Genomic DNA, 16,429 nt, shown 5'->3' with positions numbered 1-16,429 from the left:
GTCCGGAACCGAGTGCGGTCGATGCCCAGAGCGATTTTCGGTCTGTTTACGGGTGGCTTCGGTCCCCGTTCGCTAGTTCCGAAGCCTCGATTACAGGGTTTTCTCGGCTTCGCTCTGCTCGCGGGTCACTTCGCTCCCCGTTCGCTACTGTCGAGGCTTCGCTCACAGCGTTCGCTCAGCCTCGCTCTCCTCGACGACCTCGATTCCGCGGTTGTTGACCGCCATCGGGTCGAGACCGACTTCCTGGAGGAACGTCTTGTACTCGCGTTCGCACTGCTCTGCGTCTTTTTGTTTGTCGCTTGCGCGATCACAGAGTTCGACCAGGTTCTCGGGGACGTCGTTCTGGTAGACGATCCAGTGATTGATCAGATCACTGAGCCGACGAATGGGGCTCGTGAAGTGACCGTAGATCTCGAAGTTCAGCGCGTGGTGGCCGCCGAAGGGGTCGTTCATGTACCGGGCGCGGGGCATCACCTTCATCACCGCCCACTGGATCTTGTCGAGTTGACGACCGGGTGCCTCCTCGAGCGTCGCGTTGACGGCTTTTCGGGGGTCGTCCCACGTGTCCCCGGGGATCGAAACGCCGTCTAGGTCCTGGATCTCCTGGAGCGCCTTCGACCACTCGTCTGGACTCGGCTGGGGGTGGACGCGGTACATCGCCTCGACGCCCCGGTTCCACATCAGTTCGTGCGTGACCGCCTTGTTCGCTTTCAGCATACACTCCTCGATGATCGTGTGGGCGCGGTCACGCGAGGGGTTCAAGACGAGCGAGCCGTCTTCCTTTCGCTGTTCGTGCATCCGATCGGCGAGTTCGTGGACGAGAACGTTCTCCTCGTGAAGCGGCGCATCCGGCTCGTCGAGGCGGTTTTCGGCCTGGCTGTAGGTGAGCCGCTCGTCCGACTCGATGACGGACTTGTAGATGTCGATCGTCTCGTAGGTGAGCGTCTCCTTGTCCAGGTGCATCTCGACGGTGTGGGCGAAGCGCTCCTCGTTCGGCACGAGCGAGCAGACGGATTCGGCGAGCACCGGTGGGAGCATGTGGATCGTGTAACCGGGGAGATACACCGTGTTCCCCCGTTCGACGGCTTCCTCCCACATCGTCGACTCGGGGTGGACGTAGTGGGTGACGTCGGCGATGTGGACCCAGAGGACGTACTCGTCGTCGCGCTCTTCGACCGAAATCGCGTCGTCGAAGTCCTGGGCGTCGATCGGGTCAGTCGTCCACGTCGTCAAATCTCGCAAATCCTCTCGTTCGTCGATCTCGGCCGTAATCTCCGACTGGACGTCTTCCGTACGATCCTCGGCCTCCTCGAGCACCTCGTCGGCGAATTCGTCGCGAATCTCGAACTTCTCGAAGAGTTCCTCGCGCTTGTTCTCGAGGTGGCGCGCGAGATCCTCCGAGATTTCGACGGGACCCTGCCCTTCGGCCGTACCGGCGTCGGCCTGTGCGTCGTCGCTCATGTGGAGGTGTACGGACGTGGGTGTAAAAGTCGTGTCGGGATGGCAAGCAGGCTGGCTCGGCCAGCACTATCCATCCGAACCGCCAGTTACGCGTCCTCGAGGCCGGCAGATTCGACGTTTTCGAAGCCTCGACTGCCGCCGGTAGCGGCGACCGACATCCCGGACGCGCCCGTTCCTACTTCGACGGCTACCGTCGTCGTCTCCTCCGGCGTTTCGATGGCGTTGATCAGCGTCGCATCGTCCGCGAGCCCGCCCAGCGCGATGCTCGTCACCAGATCGGCGCCCGTTCCATCGCTCCCGACGCTCACTGTTGCAATGGCGTCGTCGTCGAAATCGAGCGCGTTGGCGGGCCCCAACCGATCGGAGGGCGGACCGTCGAACTCGTCGTAAAACGCCGTCACCGCGATTGGCTCACCCGACCGGCCGGCGAGTTCGGGCGCTTCGACGGCGATCGTAAACGGATCCGCCAGGGAGACCCCCTCGAGTGCGTCGAACTGTGCGCCGCTGTACTCGGGATCGTCGCCGAAGGGCGCAACGCCGTCAGTGGGCGGAACGATGTCGGTCGCACCAGTTTCGGCGAGGACGGCTGGTTCCGGCGGCTCCGGATCGTCGTCCGTCCTCCCGCTATCGTGGGCCTCGATAGTCAGGAGGTAACTGTCGTCGACGGGGAGGTCGCCATCGTCGCCACCGTCGAGAAGGTCGATACGGAGGCCGACGACGACCGCGTCTCCGGGCGCGAGTTCGGATGGAGTAACGTCCTCCTCCAGGACGTCCCCGCCGTTGGCGACCCCACCGGTATTCGACGTGATCTCGAAGCCGTCCGTGGCGGCAACCGGGAATCCGAACGTCTCGTCGGGATCGACTTCGACGGGAGTTTCGGTAAACTCGAGCGTGAGACGCGTAATCGCCCGGGTTCCGCGGTTTGTTACGAGCAACAGACGATCGAAGGCCGACCGTGCGTTCCGATTCAGGCCGCCTTCCTCCTCGCCACCGAGTTCGAACCGAATCGTGCCGTCGGTCTCTTCGACGAAGTCCTCACCGGGAAGATCGAGCGCGTCACGTGCCGGCTCGAGCCCCAGAAATGCGTCGGCGTCGTCGGCTGTCTCGACGGAGACGGTCCGGGTCGCTTCCACCGTATCGAACGCTCCCGATCCGACGAGTGCACCACCGCCGGCGACGATCCCACCAACTCCGATCAGCGTCGACCGCCTGCTTGGCATAGACGTGACTACTGGAGGAGTGCCCATTGTATTGAGTGACGTGAAGATCTTCAAGCCAGGCGTGGTTGCTTCAAGCAACGCTTTCGAGCGAGAGTCGTTCACACGGAATGCTGTGACGTCGTCCCGGTGAAATCGACATCCGATCGAAGGTTCACTCCGTGAGACTGACGACGCTCCGCCTCCGACAGCCGTTTTCACTGGTGAAACTGACGGTAATTCGTCTGCGACAGTCGTTCTCCCTCGAGCGGGCTTAGACGACCGTCACGACTCCTCCTCGAGGGTCCCGTACCGATCCTCGACCGCCGAGGTGTACCGGGAGAGAAACACCACCTGGCTCCGTTCGCCCGCCTCGAGTTCGACGAGCAACTCCTCGAGTTCGTTCCGGGGATGGGGACAGAGGTCGGAGTGACAGCTCTTACAGAGGTGTTCGAACGTCTTGTTCTTCCGATCCCACCGGTCTCCGTACTTGTCGTACTCTCGGGTCATCGACCGGGAAACCTCCGTTCCGCAGGCCGGACACGTGATCGTCCCAGTGCGGTTCCGGGAGGGCCACATGGAAGAATGGAGGGTGTGCTCGTATTTAGCGATTAGCACACCTGCCACGAGACGCTACAGTCTCCCCAGTCGATCGATCCGAACCGGCATGAACTCGGTCAGAGACCGGACGAAACCGGTTCGATCGAAACCGACTCCGGAGGAGGTGCCCCTCATCGCGTTTCCTCCGAATCGGCCGCATCCCTAGACGGCGCCTCGAGCGCCCCGTCGGGGTCGATCACCGTCCGCTCGGGAATCTGTTCGGGCGACGGTGGTCGGCGCGCGATCAGCCGCTGAAAGCGCGTCAGATCGACCGGTTCGTCGGTCTCGATCTCCTCGTACTCGACGACGATCCGGTCGCCTTCGGCGTAGATGCGGTAGTAGTTCAGCCGAAACGAGGGGGAGTAGATTCCCGGCAGGCGCGAAAAGCGGGTCTCGACGCGCTGGAGTTTCTTCAGCCAGGTTCCGGTGTTTATGATGAGCCGATCGCCCCACTGCGTGAGCGATGCCCGATGGGTGTGTCCGTAGACGTAGACCGCGACGTCCGGGTTCGACTCGAGGACCTCCCTCGCAGCACGCAGGAACGGCTCGTCACCCTGACCGACACGAACGCCCGAGAGAACGATGCCGAACCGCTCTACTGTGTGATGGAGGTCGCGCCTGAACAGCCACAGTGGGATCGCACACACCAACAGGACGAACATCGCGACGAGGTTGATCGCGATCAAAACCTCGAGGACGACGTCGGCGATGCCGAGTGCGCGAACGATCGGGTTATCGGTGAAAAAGTGAGCCGGCAGGATCCCCATCATCTCGAGGACGGTGCCGAAGAGATAGAGCAGCGTAATATTGAAAAACAATAGCAACGGGACGACGATCGCGCGCAGATACGGGCTCATCTCCCGATAGAAGTAGTTCGAGAAGAGCCAGCGGGGGATCTCCTCCATCGGCGCGACCGACTGGATGTCCCGGAGCCAGTCGCCTTTCGCTCGCCCGGAAAACCGGCCGGCGGCGGCCACGATCCGCTGGACGACGAAGTAACCCACCGGGAGCGCGTCCGGATTCCCCCAGTCGGGCATCCGGTTGCTCGAGTCGTGTTGCTGGCCGTGTTCGATCCAGATCCGGGCGTCACCCACCTCGCGGGTGATGGCGATTTCGGGCTCGAGCGAGAGGTTGTACTCGGCGAGTCGATCCGCGTGTTCGGGATAGCAAGCCAGGTCGTAGTCGTGGTTGCCCGGGATGAGCGTGATGTCGATCACCTCGCCGGTCTCCCGAAACTGCTCGAATACGCGCGGGTGGTCCTCGATCACCCGCTCGAGGCGTTCCGAGCCGGTGACCTCGGCGTACTCCCAGAGGCCGAACGCGTCGCCGTTGATGACGAGTTCGACGTCGCCGCCGCGCTCCTCTAAGTCCGCGAGAAACGAGAGGAGTTCCGCCTCGAACTCGAGTGCGGAGAGCTGTTCGTCACCACCCATGTGGAGGTCGCTGATGAAGACGTACTCGCGGGCCATTCGGGTCGGTCGGACCACCTACCAGACGGAACGGGATAGTGATTTCCCCCATTCGAGCCCGTTCAAATCGGGGGGAGTGTCCGGTCTACAGCCGTCGGAACAGGAGACGTCACCCCAGGTCGTCGGCCAGTTCGTCGTCGGATAGGTTCGCGCGGTGGTAGTAGCGAACCCAGAGGCGCTGGAGCGGTGCGATCAGAACCGGAACGAAAAACGCGACGGGAAGGTAGACCGTCGCGACGGCGATCGAGAGCACGAAAACCGCCGGAGAGATCAGGCCCCGGATGGCGACCAGGCGTTCAGTTCGGGGATCGATCGAGTCGTCGATGTATCCGGCTCTGGCGGCGTAGCTCCACGTCGCAGTTAGCATCAGACCGACGAGAACGAAGTTGCCCGCGTACAGCGTCCAGGCGAACTGGGTTCCGTACAGGCCAAGCAGTTCCGTCGGGTACGGGAGAAACGAGACGGAGAGTAAAAACAGAAGGTTGAGCCACAGCAGAACCCGGTCGTGGTCGACGATGTACTGAAAGAGGTTGTGGTGGATGATCCAGTAGAGGCCGACGACGAGAAAGCTCAACAGGTAACTGATCAATAGGGTCTCCTGATCCGCGACCGCCCCCGGAAGTTCCTGGGTGGCGACGTCCGGGACGTCGAATTGCAACACCAACAGCGTGAGCACGATGGCGAACAACCCGTCGCTCAACGCCTCCATCCGATCCGTTCCCTCGCCGCCGAGCGTCCTAATCATACGGATCGGTCCACTCGAGGGAACGAATAGCCACGCCCGAATTTCACGCGGAGAACATCGGCAACGACCGATCACGCTCGCCGTCCGAAGCCGACGGACCTGCTCGACGAGACGTGAACGGTCTCGACCGGGACGACGGAAACCTATTCGTTAAATGGGTATAGCAGGTAGAAGGGGTATGCAGGTGAAATCTCGACACCACCTCCGTAGCGACGCCGTCTCCAACATCGAAGAGACGCTGGCCGAGCAACTCGGCGTCTCGCCCGAGGGTGACGCCTACGAGCGCGTCGAGTTCGAGGACACCGACTGGGAAGTGATCCTCATCGACGGCGACCCGCGGGTCGCGTACTTCGACGACGAGCCGTTTCTGACCGTTCGGGGAGCCAACGCCTACGAACCCGACAGCCGAGTCGTGACGGTCGACACCGGTGCGATCTCGTTTGTCAGCGACGGGGCCGACGTGATGCGCCCCGGTATCACGGAGGCGACCGACGACGTCTCCCCCGACGATCTGGTCGTCATCGCCGAGGAATCTCACGGGAAGATACTCGCGATCGGGCGTGCTCGAGTCGACGGATCGGAGATGGTCGGCGACGAGGGCAAGGTCGTCGACTCGCTACACCACGTCGGCGACGACCTCTATGACTTTTCGGGCTAACGGAGCCAGTTTGCTGTGACAAGTTACCGACACAGCCGCGACCAGGCGGCGATTGCGCCGGAACTGACGGACGCCGGACCGTCCACTCGAGCAATATCGGTCAGTTTCGACGACCGTCCGAGTCGTCCGTAATGGAGCCGAGAATCGTTTCACCGATCAGTCGACGCGTTTTGCCGAGCGTGACGTCACCGTTGCCCCATCGACCGGAAGTCGAACGATGAAGACAGATCCCGCCGCCTCCTTATCTTCGACCCACACGTCGCCACCGTATCCCTCGACTAGCGTTCTGACGAGATAGAGCCCCATTCCAGTACCCGGGCTCTCAAGGCCCTTCTTCCCACGCCCGAAGACCTCCCCCTTCCGACGGTCGGAGATACCCGGACCGTCGTCCGCGACGGTTACGAGAACGGTGTCGTTCCGACGATCGATCGAGACTTCCACCTCAGGGCGCTCGCTGTCGCTGTGGATGATGGCGTTCTGAACGAGATTGTAGACGACGGATTCGAACATCTCGTCCGCCTGAATCGTCACGTCGCCCCCCCAGTCCATAGACCGTGATCTCGGCGTTGGCGTACCGGGACCGGGCGCTCTCGACGACGGACGTGACCGTCCGGTGGACCAAGACCGACTTCAAGTCGGTCTCGTCTTCGGACATCGTTTCAGCCAGTTCCCGCGCCGTAGTGGTCAGGTCGATCGCCGTCACCGTCGACGTGATCGGCTAACAACCTGCCTCGCCCGCGGACGACCTGCATGTGGTTTCGAAGATCGTGGCGGACGACCTGGTTGAGCACGGCGAGTTGATCGCGCGTTTGCTCGAGTCGGCGGTTGCGGTCGCGTTGGTCCGTGATGTTGCGTGCGGTAGCGATCAGCGAAGTGGGCTCGTCATCTTCGTTCGTGACCGGGCGGATCGTTCCACTGACCCGTGCGCTGGTGCCGTCCGTCGGGTCGAGGTTCGTCTCGTATCCGACGTACTCTCCGGCCGCGGCTCGTTCGACCCACTGTTCGACCCTGTCGGCGATGGTTTCGGTCCACCAGGGCGTCTCCCAGAACGGTTCCCCGGCGACCGCGGATCGGTCCGCGTCGACGTGTGCCATCGCCGCACAATTCGCCTGTAGCAACGCCCCATCGAGGTCGAGCAACGCGACGAACATTTTGGGGTCGTCGAAGATTGCCTCGAAGCGTCGCTGGTTCAGCTGGCGCTCTCGTTCACCTTCAGTCCGGTCGGTGATGTCCGCGATGAACCCCTCGAGTGCCGTAAGCTCCCCATCGTCGTAGATCCCCCGTCCTCGTTCCCACACCCACCGAGTGATTCCGTCAGCAGTGGTGATTCGATACGAAACTTCGTAGGGCTCTCGACTCTCGAGTGCGTTCTGGACCCTCCCCCAGACTCTGTTACGGTCGTCCTGGCGAACCACGTCGTGTCCCATCGAAACGTCACCGCGTTCGAACGCCTCGGCGGGATAGCCGGTGATCTGCTCGCACTCGCCTTCGACGCTCTCCATCGGCCACCCGGATTCGTTCCGACACCGGTAGACGATGCCGGGAAGGTTATCGATGAGCGTCTCGAGTCGGCGGTTTCGTCGCTCGAGCGTTCGTCTCGGCGGGCGATCCACGGCGGTTCGAATTCGGGTCGCCAGAAGCGAACTCGATCCGTTGGCGACGTGGTAGTCTGTCGCACCTCGGTCGATCGCTTCAGCCGCGATCGACCGATCCTCCGGCCCGAGGTCGACGATACACGGCACGTCGGGATTCGTCTCGCGGAGCGTCTCGAGCGCATCGAGGCAGTCGATCCGGCCGTGATGGGTGACGATACAGTCGATCGGCGTCGAATCGTCCGCGAGAACGGTGCGTCCTGCCTCAGCTGTCGGCTCGAACCGAACGTCGAATCCCTCTCCGAGACGTAGCGACGAGCAGTCAGCACCGACGACGAGCACTCGGGTTGAATGCTCAGGTATCAACGTACCCAGAATAGGATCTCAAAATGCAAAACTATGTTGATATCCTACCGTAAATGCCACAATTAACTCCCGATCGAAACAAGGCTCGTATTTAGGTAGTGTATTGCCTCACTCGGACGGTCTCTCCAAATAATATTTCCATAGGAAATAGACATTTGGAGGGTAAATAAGAGCGTATGACTACAGACGCCCCATTCTACAAGTTCCGAATTCGATTCCACCTCACGCATCTGGGACCTGTCTACACTCGTGATTGTGTCTGACGTAAGAACTATACTCGCCGCGACGGTGTCTTCTTGCAATGGGAATTATGAGCAAGATCATCGGCGGTGATCAGACGCGGACCGCCGAGGATTACGTCGAACTGGACCTCGACGACGTCGCGGCGGACTCGGCCGGCGCGAGCATGCAAGTACACATCGCAGAGGTCGGCGGACAGGCCGACGCGATCGACATCAAGGAGGCCGTCTACGACGGCGACATCGTTATCGCCGACGTGACGCGCCTGCGGACCAAAGACAGCACGGTCGAACACATCGTCGACGAACTGAGACAGGTCGCCCAGGAGGTCGACGGTGACATCGTCCGCAAAGGCGACGATCAGATGATCATCACGCCGACCGGCATCCGGATCAGCCGCGAGAAACTCGGCCAATCGTTCTGACCGCCTCGCGTTCGGGGTAGCGGAACGAACCGTCATCATCTTGAACAGTATACTCCAAATGTGCGGCGGTATTCCCCGCATATTTTGCCGCCTTCGGAGACACATTTGTATTTTGATGGATGGTCGCGAGCGATCCTGGGTCAATCGATCCGTTTCGCTCGCTCTATAGATCGCGTTCATCCGACAGGTTCCGCCATCGTTACCGGCGTTGACGGCCCGCTGTCGTCGTTGCGGAGCCGGGGTATGGCTTACCCCGAGGCGTAGCTGAAAGGGAGTACGGTGGCTCCCCTTCGGTACACTATGAGTACGCGATCAGCCCGCTCCGATACGCGTTCGGACCGGATCGGTCAGGAAACCAGACTCGAGCGGAGGGACGAAGGGTTATGAGCAAACGGTTTTCGATCGTCTCACCGGCGTGGCTCGAGACCACCGGGAGTCAGTCGTCGTCGACGTTCGGCCGACCCGCGATCGCGAAGAACTCGGGCACGTCCCCGGGGCGGTCAACGTCCCGGCTGAGGCGTTTCGCGACCCGAACAGTGTCACCGCGGGGAAGCTTCCCGGCGACGACGCGTTCAGCTCCTCCTCGAGGAAGACGTCGACGCGTTCGACGCGACCGGATAACCCGGCTGGGAGGAGTGTGTGGACTTCGTCGGCGCCGCGACGGACGTCAGCGTCGGGAGCGTCGGCACCGACAAGGGGTGGACGACCGTCGTGGTTCGAACCGAGACGGGGAAAGCAGTCTGGGACGGCGTCGACACACTCGAGTCGACTGCAATCACCACTCCGGACGCCCTCGATCGACTTTCGGAGTGGAACCGCCGTCGGGCCGAGTCGACGCTCCCGCGGGAGTTCGACGCCGACGCCGAAATCGGGATCGGCTACGAGGACCACCGACGCGCCTACGACGGAACCAACCGAGAACCCGAACCGCTCAACCCGGCTCGAGTCCATCAGTACGAGGAGTGGTGTTGATCCCGGGGCGCCACCGAGACGAAAGGAACCCGCGGGAAAACCGCCGGGGCAAAGTAGAATCCACGGGCGAACCATCGTGACGAAGCGGAATCCGCGGGCAGAATTCGGCGGGCGTTCAGGCCGGTACTTTCACTGCATGGGAATTGCTGTGGGAGGTTATGTCACGGGCGAACCCTACGAATACGTATGACAGGGTTTCGTGCGACCGTCGCCGTATCCGATCCCGAGGGCTGTCCGGTCGCGACCGTCTCGGAAACCACCGACGAACCGGCGGAGTCGGTAACCTGGACGCGAGCCAACAGAGAAGACGAAGACCGCGTCGTCGAGGAGTTTTCGTTGCCGGTCGCGAGCGAACCGATACTGGACGAGGCCGACCCAGACCTCACCCCAGTTCAGGCGAACGACCGCGAGACGGTGTACCGGTTCGAACGCGAACGTACTGCCGGCTGTGCGTGTGAGATCGTCGAAGGATCTGGCGCGCCGGTGTCGTCGGTTCGCGCTCGAGGCGGGACGTTGTTGCTGTCGTTTCGGACGCTGGAACTCGAGGAGCTCGCCGCGATCGTCGACGGACTCCGCGAGCGTTTCGACGGCGTCCTCGTCGAGGAACTCACGCAAGATCCTGACGGCGGATCGATCGACCCAGTCGTCGTCGATCGGGGCGCGCTGACCGACCGGCAACGGGAGATCCTCGAGACGGCCCACGAGATGGGCTACTTCGAGTATCCGAAAGGTGCGAACGCGACGGACGTAGCGGCCGAACTCGGCGTCGCGCGGTCGACGTTCACCGAGCACTTAGCCGCCGCCCAGACGAAGCTCATGGACGGGATTCTGGAAAAATAACGAAAACGGATCCATCTTACGGAAAAGGAGTAGACGAACGTTCAATTACCCACCGAATAGTTTCTTTCAGTCGTTCACGCGAACGCGAGTAAACGCATACATCGGACGTGTTCGGCCGTGAGGGCGGACAAACGACAATACTTTTCCATCGGGATGCGAAACTGCGAGTATGGTTGACGACCTCAGGAAAGGACTGGAGGGGGTTCTCGTCGCGGAATCGGAACTCAGCTCCATTAACGGCGACGAAGGTCGACTGATCTATCGCGGCTATGCGATCGAAGACCTCGCACGCGGTGCGAACTACGAAGAAGTCCTCTACCTGTTGTGGCACGGCCACCTCCCGGCCGAGGACGAACTCGAGGCGTTTACTGACTCCCTGAACGAGGAGCGGGCGGTCAGCGAGGACGTCCTGGCGACGATGGAGCGACTGGCCGACGCCGGCGAACAGCCGATGGCGGCCCTGCGAACGGCCGTGTCGATGTTCTCGGCGTCCGAGCCCGAAGCCGACGCCGATCCCGCAGATCTGGAGGCCACGCTCCGAAAGGGTCGACGTATCACTGCGAAGATCCCGACGGCGCTGGCCGCGTTCGAGCGCTATCGCCTCGGCGAAGAGCCGGTCGATCCACACGCCGATCTGGGGCTCGCGGCGAACTTCCTCTACATGCTGACCGGCGAGGAACCCGACGACATCGCCGCGGAGACGTTCGACCAGGCGCTGATTCTCCACGCCGATCACGGGCTGAACGCCTCGACGTTTACCTCGATGGTGATCGGCTCGACGATGGCCGACATCTACAGCGCAGTCACTGGCGGCATCGGCGCGCTCTCCGGGCCGCTTCACGGCGGTGCGAACCAGGACGTCATGGAGTTCCTGTTCGAGATCGACGAGAGCGACCTCGACCACCGCGAGTGGATCGAACAGGCGATCGAGGACGGCCGACGAATCCCCGGCTTCGGCCACCGCGTCTACAACGTCAAGGACCCGCGGGCGCGAATCCTCCAGGAGCGAAGCAAGGAACTCGCCGAAAACGGCGAAGACCGGTGGTACGAGTACACGACGACGATCGAGAGCTACCTCACCGAGGAGAAGGGACTCCCGGAGAAGGGGATCGCCCCGAACGTGGACTTCTACTCCGGCTCCGTCTACTACCAGCTCGGCATTCCGATCGACATGTATACCCCGATTTTCGCGATGAGCCGCGCAGGCGGCTGGATCGCCCACGTCCTCGAGTACCAGGATGACAACCGGCTCATCCGTCCCCGCGCCCGCTACACCGGACCCGAGGATCAGGAGTTCGTCCCGCTCGAGGAGCGGTAGAGGTCGACACCGAATCAGTTTTCGTCTCGAGTCGTTCGATCCGTCGTATTCACGTCCGAGCGGTTAGTCGCCGCCGTTGCTCAACTCCCGGACGAGCAACGAGATGCCGACGAGCGAGGAGAGCAAGACCACGAGGTTGAACGCGGCGTGAATCAGGGGCTGGTGTCTGGGCTCGACCCAGAGATCGATCGCCGCGCTCACACTCCCGTAGAACCGAAACAGCGCGTAGACCGCGAGCAACGAACAGACGGCGAGAGCGCACCAGGCGAGGAATCGTCGAACGTTTCCTGGGCGGAGTCTCGAGCGAGTGTTCGATTCGGACTCGGCTCGCGAGCGCGGACGGTTGTCGGACGATTCGATCGAAGCGTCGGATTGTGAGGTCGTATCGGTCATCGTTTTCTCCGTGTGAGTATCAGTGCGATCGCCACGACGGCCGACAGCGCGGCCGTGGAAGCGCCGAATCCGGGAACCTCGTCGACATCCTCCGCCTCGGTGTCCCCGTCGGGGGAGTCGTCGACCGGTCCAGCCTCCGTCGTCTCGAGCCCGTCGTCGTCCTCGAAATCGGCCGTCGAAAACGTGCTCTCGACGTCGGTCTCGTTTGCCACCACGGATTCCGGCCGGAGGTCGGCCATGGCGCGGTCCGTTGCGACGATCGTTCCGTCGAGCCAGAGGACCGCATCGAGGTAGTAACGATACTCGTCCGTGACCTCGAGCGTCGCGGTCGGCGTCGCCGTCTCGCCGGAGTCGACGTCCGAGATCGGAACGGTCTCGGTGTCGGCGACGACGTTCGAATCCGCCTGACGGGCCTTCACCTCGAGTTCGAGCGAGTCAGTGGGGTCGTCGCCGGTATTCGTGAGATGGCTCGTGACCTCGAGCGTCGCGTCGTCGCCCGACGTCGACTCCACGGAGTACTCGATGGCGGGGACGTTCTCGAACGCGCCACCGTAGTGCTCGCCGAACCGGTGGAACTCGAGCCCGGTGTCGGCGTAAGCGGGCGTCAGGGAATCGACCCCCGAGACCCGGTGTGTCGCGGACTCGGTCCGCTCACCGTCGACGTAGACGAACGTCTCGATCTCGTATCCGCCCTCACGGGGGACGTCGACCGTCGACTGTGACGTCGTCTCGGCGTCGCGCTCGAGCGTCCCGACCTCGCGTTCGGTCGTGTCCTCGACGAGGCCGGTGTCCGTGTCGGTCGCCCGATGGACGACGGTCACGTTCTCGACTGATCCACCGTAGGCAGTGAGGTAGGTGTCGACGGCGAGCGAGGCCGTCTCACCCGAGACCTCGTCGGCGGCGATCGTTACTTCCTGGAGGGACGCGTGTGACTCCACCGACGCACCCGTTTCTGGATCGTCGGGGTCCGCGATCGCACCGGAGAGGGCCAAGGTCGCGAGCGCGGCGGCCACGACGACCAGGGCGGCGATCGCGAGCACGTACTCACGGTTCATGCGAACTCGACTCGAGCGATCTGATAAGTGTTTTGTGTAATTTTGCCTGAACGAACGGCAGGTCGTTGTGGTAGCGGCGCAATCGGAAAGGCCCACCGTCACGAATTCGAAGACGTGTACGTCTTCGTCTACGGAACGCTGACCGACCCCGAACGCGTCGAGGCGGTACTCGGCGACGAACGGTACGAATTCGACGGGACGGCGACCCTCGAGGGGCTCCACCGAGTCGAGGGACGATACCCGACGCTCGCCCCCGGCGGGAGCGTCGACGGGAGATTGCTCGAGGTCGACAACGTCGGACTCGAGCGTCTCGACCGGTACGAGGGCGTCGATACCGGTCTCTACGTCCGCGTCGGTGTCCCTCTCGCCGACGGCGAACAGACGGTTCGGGTGTACGTCGGTCGGCCGGATCGGCTGGGCGTCGCTGGGCGGGTCGAGTGGCCCGAGGGATCGTCGTTCGCCGCGCGCGTCCGGGCCGCACTCGAGCGGTCGAATGGTATGGTACACCGACGCGAATGACGGCCGTCGTTCGGCCGTCTGACGCGGCGAACACCGTGGCGCAGTCTTGCGGTTACACTTTCACTCTGGAGGGATGGGATTTATATGCTCGGCGTTCCCCTCTACACTCGCACGTCACACGCCGTGCATCCCTGTATTCCCTACCGTGGTGTCCGTTCGACAGCGCGGTTTGTATCGACGGACTCCGGGATACCGGGTTCGACGACCTGTCAGTCGAACCCAGTCGACGGGTCACGTCCGTCGATACTGTTTCCTCACGCTGAGCGACAGCCCCAGGTATTACGGTCCGCGGCGACTACGCGAGGACATGCTCGAACTCGCTGACGTGCTCGAGGCCCGTGAACGGGTACGCGAAACCTCACGACATACCCCCCTCGAGCGCTCTCACACCTACTCTGCGATGATCGGAGCCGACGTCCACCTCAAACTGGAGACGTTTCAGCGGACCGGCGCGTTCAAGATCCGCGGGGCGACGAACCGGATCGCGACGCTTTCGGAGTCCCAGAAGGAGGCGGGCGTCGTGACGGCGAGTGCGGGAAATCACGCCCAGGGCGTCGCGCTCGCGGCGACGCGGGTCGGCGTCGACTCGACGATCGTCATGCCCGAACACGCGCCAAACTCGAAGGTCGAGGCGACCCGCAACTACGGAGCCGAGGTCGTTCTCGACGGTACTGACTACGCCGAGGCGGCAGAACGCGCCCACGAGATCGAACGCGAGGAGGGACGAACGTACGTCCACGCCTTCGACGACGAGATGGTGATGGCCGGCCAGGGAACGATCGGCCTCGAGATCATCGAAGACTGTCCCGACGTCGAAACGGTCGTCGTCCCCATCGGCGGCGGTGGCCTGATCAGCGGGATCGCCACCGCCGTCAAGGGACGAAACCCCGACGCGCGCGTCATCGGCGTCCAGGCGGAGGGCGCCTCGAGCGCCGCGGCCTCACTCGAGAAGGGCGAACGCGTCTCGCTCGAGGGCGTTCACACGATCGCCGACGGGATCGCCACGCGGAGCATCGGTGAACGAACCTTCGAGCACATTCGCGAACACGTCGACGAGGTCGTCACCGTCTCCGATCCGGAGATCGCCGTCGCGACGATCTACCTGCTCGAGCGCTCGAAGACGCTCATCGAGGGAGCGGGCGCGGTACCGCTCGCGGCGCTGCTGTTCGAGAAGTTCGCCTACGCCGAGGGCGAAACGGTCGTTCCCGTCCTCTCGGGCGGAAACATCGACCTGAACACGCTCACCAACGTCATCGTCCGCGGCCTCGTCGAGACCGGCCGTTACCTGAAGATCCGAACCGTCCTCACCGACCAGCCCGGCGCGCTGGCTCGACTGCTCGAGATCTTCACCGCCCACCGGGCGAACATCTACGCGATCCACCACGACCGGACGTCCCGCGACGTCGAGATGAGCGACACCGAAGTCGAGATCGACCTCGAGATGCGCGGGCCGGATCACGTCGAGGAGTTCCTCGCGGATCTCCGGGAGGCGGGTTACGAGGTGGACGTACTGGTCTGAACGGTGGTTGCCGCTCGCTGACTCTGCCTCGTCGAATCAGCGAAACGGGATTCGGCTTTCGGCTTCGATTTCGATCTCGGTCGTCGGAGTGAGACCGACTCCGTCTAATCTGCTCCCGTCGTCTACCCCCTCGTCTCCGTCACCGTCTTCCCTCTCATCGCCCTCGTCGCCGTTCCCATCATCCCGGTTTTCGTTACTCTCGTCGTTGCCGGTTTCGCCGCCGTTCTCCTCGTCCGGACGGCGATATCTGACGACGTGATCGTCGCCCAGCCGACCCGAGAGCTCGTACGTACCGTCTCGCGTGACATTCTCGCCGAAGATCTCGTATGGGAACGAGAACGACTCGTCGGGAAAGAGCGTCATCACCAGCTCCTCGCCGTCGAGACGCATCCCGTTCGGCCGTACGTCCACGTGCGGGCTCTCCTCGTACTCGTCGCTCCAAAGTTTGATCCACGTCTCGCCCGGGTGACCCTCCGGCTCCGCGCGCAACTCGAGGGCGCCGAACGGACGGATTCCCATGCTGACCAGTTCGATCGGTCCGTCGTCGACGTTTTGGACGGTGAGTTCGATCACGCCGGGGGAGTCGACGCGGATTTCGGGGTCGACGACCTCGAGGTCGAACAAGAGGGGCGCATCCTCGAGGGGGTCACTCGAGGCGCCGACGACAGCGTACTCCGTGTCGGCCATACAGCCGGCGAGCGCCGCAGTCGACGCGGCGACGGTACCGAGAAGGGTTCGCCGACGGAACGTCGACCCGCGTCTCCGACCGCCGGTACGATTATCACCGGCTCTGCCCTCGTCGGTCCTAGCGGGATCGTCGCCCGATTCGCCGCGCTCGGCGGTCATCGCAACTCACCTCCGTCGGCCGCCTCCTCAGTCTGCGCGACGAAGATCGATTCGACGGAAGGCGCCTCGAGATCGGCTCGTCGCACCGCCACGCCCGTCTCCTCGACGGCGGCGATCACGTCTTCGTGCCGATCGGCCGACTCGAGGCGAACGACCACCGTCTCGGCGACGGTCGCGGTCGCGGTTCCGGCCGAGGAAGCCGGTTCGCCCTCGACG

Annotated in this window: 17 protein-coding genes; 7 read left to right on the top strand and 10 right to left on the bottom strand. The window is 63.0% G+C overall.

Going from position 1 to position 16,429, the window contains the following annotated elements; translation table 11 throughout:
• Positions 1-162: 162 nt before the first annotated feature.
• The 5 genes from AB7C87_RS18945 to AB7C87_RS18925 all read right to left on the bottom strand — a co-directional run bounded on the left by AB7C87_RS18945 (position 163) and on the right by AB7C87_RS18925 (position 5,471).
• Positions 163-1,461, bottom strand: a complete 1,299-nt coding sequence (locus AB7C87_RS18945) for an RNB domain-containing ribonuclease (RefSeq protein WP_369731068.1) — start codon at positions 1,459-1,461, stop codon at positions 163-165.
• 86 nt (positions 1,462-1,547) lie between these two features.
• A complete protein-coding gene (locus AB7C87_RS18940) occupies positions 1,548-2,681 on the bottom strand; it encodes a hypothetical protein (protein ID WP_369731067.1) in 1,134 nt (377 codons plus the stop codon).
• A 261-nt stretch (positions 2,682-2,942) separates the two neighbouring features.
• Positions 2,943-3,236 (bottom strand): DUF7562 family protein, encoded by a 294-nt coding sequence (locus AB7C87_RS18935; protein WP_369731066.1) that lies wholly within the window; start codon positions 3,234-3,236, stop codon positions 2,943-2,945.
• Between the two features lie 152 nt (positions 3,237-3,388).
• Entirely contained in the window at positions 3,389-4,726 is a 1,338-nt protein-coding gene (locus AB7C87_RS18930) for a metallophosphoesterase (RefSeq protein WP_369731065.1), read from the bottom strand.
• 109 nt (positions 4,727-4,835) lie between these two features.
• Entirely contained in the window at positions 4,836-5,471 is a 636-nt protein-coding gene (locus AB7C87_RS18925) for a TMEM175 family protein (protein WP_369731064.1), read from the bottom strand.
• A 178-nt stretch (positions 5,472-5,649) separates the two neighbouring features.
• On the opposite strand from AB7C87_RS18925, the gene AB7C87_RS18920 reads away from it, so the two are divergent.
• Complete coding sequence (locus AB7C87_RS18920; protein WP_369731063.1) at positions 5,650-6,129, top strand: RNA-binding protein; 480 nt, start codon at positions 5,650-5,652, stop codon at positions 6,127-6,129.
• A 156-nt stretch (positions 6,130-6,285) separates the two neighbouring features.
• Here AB7C87_RS18920 and AB7C87_RS18915 read toward each other — a convergent pair whose 3' ends face one another.
• A complete protein-coding gene (locus tag AB7C87_RS18915) occupies positions 6,286-6,678 on the bottom strand; it encodes a sensor histidine kinase (protein ID WP_369731062.1) in 393 nt (130 codons plus the stop codon).
• 110 nt (positions 6,679-6,788) lie between these two features.
• Complete coding sequence (locus AB7C87_RS18910) at positions 6,789-8,063, bottom strand: PAS domain S-box protein (RefSeq protein ID WP_369731061.1); 1,275 nt, start codon at positions 8,061-8,063, stop codon at positions 6,789-6,791.
• Between the two features lie 325 nt (positions 8,064-8,388).
• Here AB7C87_RS18910 and AB7C87_RS18905 point away from each other — a divergent pair, with 325 nt between their 5' ends.
• The 4 genes from AB7C87_RS18905 to citZ all read left to right on the top strand — a co-directional run bounded on the left by AB7C87_RS18905 (position 8,389) and on the right by citZ (position 11,881).
• A complete protein-coding gene (locus AB7C87_RS18905) occupies positions 8,389-8,751 on the top strand; it encodes a cell division protein SepF (protein ID WP_149082262.1) in 363 nt (120 codons plus the stop codon).
• Positions 8,752-9,390: 639 nt separating this feature from the next.
• Entirely contained in the window at positions 9,391-9,723 is a 333-nt protein-coding gene (locus AB7C87_RS18900) for a Coenzyme F420 hydrogenase/dehydrogenase, beta subunit C-terminal domain (protein WP_369731060.1), read from the top strand.
• Between the two features lie 186 nt (positions 9,724-9,909).
• Entirely contained in the window at positions 9,910-10,563 is a 654-nt protein-coding gene (locus AB7C87_RS18895; RefSeq protein ID WP_369731059.1) for a helix-turn-helix domain-containing protein, read from the top strand.
• A gap of 169 nt (positions 10,564-10,732) precedes the next feature.
• Positions 10,733-11,881: a citrate synthase gene (gene citZ / locus AB7C87_RS18890; RefSeq protein WP_369731058.1), complete on the top strand. Its 1,149-nt coding sequence runs from the start codon at positions 10,733-10,735 to the stop codon at positions 11,879-11,881.
• A 63-nt stretch (positions 11,882-11,944) separates the two neighbouring features.
• On the opposite strand, the gene AB7C87_RS18885 is transcribed toward citZ, so the two are convergent.
• Both AB7C87_RS18885 and AB7C87_RS18880 read right to left on the bottom strand, forming a co-directional pair.
• Positions 11,945-12,274 (bottom strand): DUF8060 family membrane protein, encoded by a 330-nt coding sequence (locus AB7C87_RS18885; RefSeq protein WP_369731057.1) that lies wholly within the window; start codon positions 12,272-12,274, stop codon positions 11,945-11,947.
• Entirely contained in the window at positions 12,271-13,329 is a 1,059-nt protein-coding gene (locus AB7C87_RS18880) for a DUF7490 domain-containing protein (RefSeq protein ID WP_369731056.1), read from the bottom strand. The genes AB7C87_RS18885 and AB7C87_RS18880 overlap by 4 nt, the downstream gene beginning before the upstream one ends.
• A gap of 114 nt (positions 13,330-13,443) precedes the next feature.
• On the opposite strand from AB7C87_RS18880, the gene AB7C87_RS18875 reads away from it, so the two are divergent.
• Both AB7C87_RS18875 and ilvA read left to right on the top strand, forming a co-directional pair.
• The gene (locus AB7C87_RS18875; RefSeq protein ID WP_369731205.1) at positions 13,444-13,848 is read left to right on the top strand and encodes a gamma-glutamylcyclotransferase family protein; all 405 of its coding nucleotides are present in this window, start codon (positions 13,444-13,446) and stop codon (positions 13,846-13,848) included.
• A gap of 307 nt (positions 13,849-14,155) precedes the next feature.
• The gene (ilvA, locus tag AB7C87_RS18870; RefSeq protein ID WP_369731055.1) at positions 14,156-15,367 is read left to right on the top strand and encodes a threonine ammonia-lyase; all 1,212 of its coding nucleotides are present in this window, start codon (positions 14,156-14,158) and stop codon (positions 15,365-15,367) included.
• A gap of 36 nt (positions 15,368-15,403) precedes the next feature.
• Here the strand turns inward: ilvA and AB7C87_RS18865 are convergent, their stop codons facing one another.
• Complete coding sequence (locus tag AB7C87_RS18865; protein WP_369731054.1) at positions 15,404-16,213, bottom strand: DUF8130 domain-containing protein; 810 nt, start codon at positions 16,211-16,213, stop codon at positions 15,404-15,406.
• Positions 16,214-16,429 lie beyond the last annotated feature (216 nt).

The organism is Natrarchaeobius versutus (assembly GCF_041205745.1).
Lineage (GTDB): Archaea > Halobacteriota > Halobacteria > Halobacteriales > Natrialbaceae > Natrarchaeobius > Natrarchaeobius versutus.
Note: the sequence above shows the minus strand (reverse complement) of the source record. Positions and strands in the feature narration are given on the sequence as shown.

Bases quoted from the DNA above. Each gene is read 5' to 3' on its own strand.
- AB7C87_RS18885 (WP_369731057.1), bottom strand. From the start codon at position 12,274: ATGACCGATACGACCTCACAATCCGACGCTTCGATCGAATCGTCCGAC.
- citZ (WP_369731058.1), top strand. From the start codon at position 10,733: ATGGTTGACGACCTCAGGAAAGGACTGGAGGGGGTTCTCGTCGCGGAA.
- AB7C87_RS18930 (WP_369731065.1), bottom strand. From the start codon at position 4,726: ATGGCCCGCGAGTACGTCTTCATCAGCGACCTCCACATGGGTGGTGAC.
- AB7C87_RS18905 (WP_149082262.1), top strand. From the start codon at position 8,389: ATGGGAATTATGAGCAAGATCATCGGCGGTGATCAGACGCGGACCGCC.
- AB7C87_RS18935 (WP_369731066.1), bottom strand. From the start codon at position 3,236: ATGTGGCCCTCCCGGAACCGCACTGGGACGATCACGTGTCCGGCCTGC.
- AB7C87_RS18920 (WP_369731063.1), top strand. From the start codon at position 5,650: ATGCAGGTGAAATCTCGACACCACCTCCGTAGCGACGCCGTCTCCAAC.
- ilvA (WP_369731055.1), top strand. From the start codon at position 14,156: ATGCTCGAACTCGCTGACGTGCTCGAGGCCCGTGAACGGGTACGCGAA.
- AB7C87_RS18945 (WP_369731068.1), bottom strand. From the start codon at position 1,461: ATGAGCGACGACGCACAGGCCGACGCCGGTACGGCCGAAGGGCAGGGT.
- AB7C87_RS18915 (WP_369731062.1), bottom strand. From the start codon at position 6,678: ATGGACTGGGGGGGCGACGTGACGATTCAGGCGGACGAGATGTTCGAA.
- AB7C87_RS18940 (WP_369731067.1), bottom strand. From the start codon at position 2,681: ATGCCAAGCAGGCGGTCGACGCTGATCGGAGTTGGTGGGATCGTCGCC.
- AB7C87_RS18925 (WP_369731064.1), bottom strand. From the start codon at position 5,471: ATGATTAGGACGCTCGGCGGCGAGGGAACGGATCGGATGGAGGCGTTG.
- AB7C87_RS18880 (WP_369731056.1), bottom strand. From the start codon at position 13,329: ATGAACCGTGAGTACGTGCTCGCGATCGCCGCCCTGGTCGTCGTGGCC.
- AB7C87_RS18895 (WP_369731059.1), top strand. From the start codon at position 9,910: ATGACAGGGTTTCGTGCGACCGTCGCCGTATCCGATCCCGAGGGCTGT.
- AB7C87_RS18865 (WP_369731054.1), bottom strand. From the start codon at position 16,213: ATGACCGCCGAGCGCGGCGAATCGGGCGACGATCCCGCTAGGACCGAC.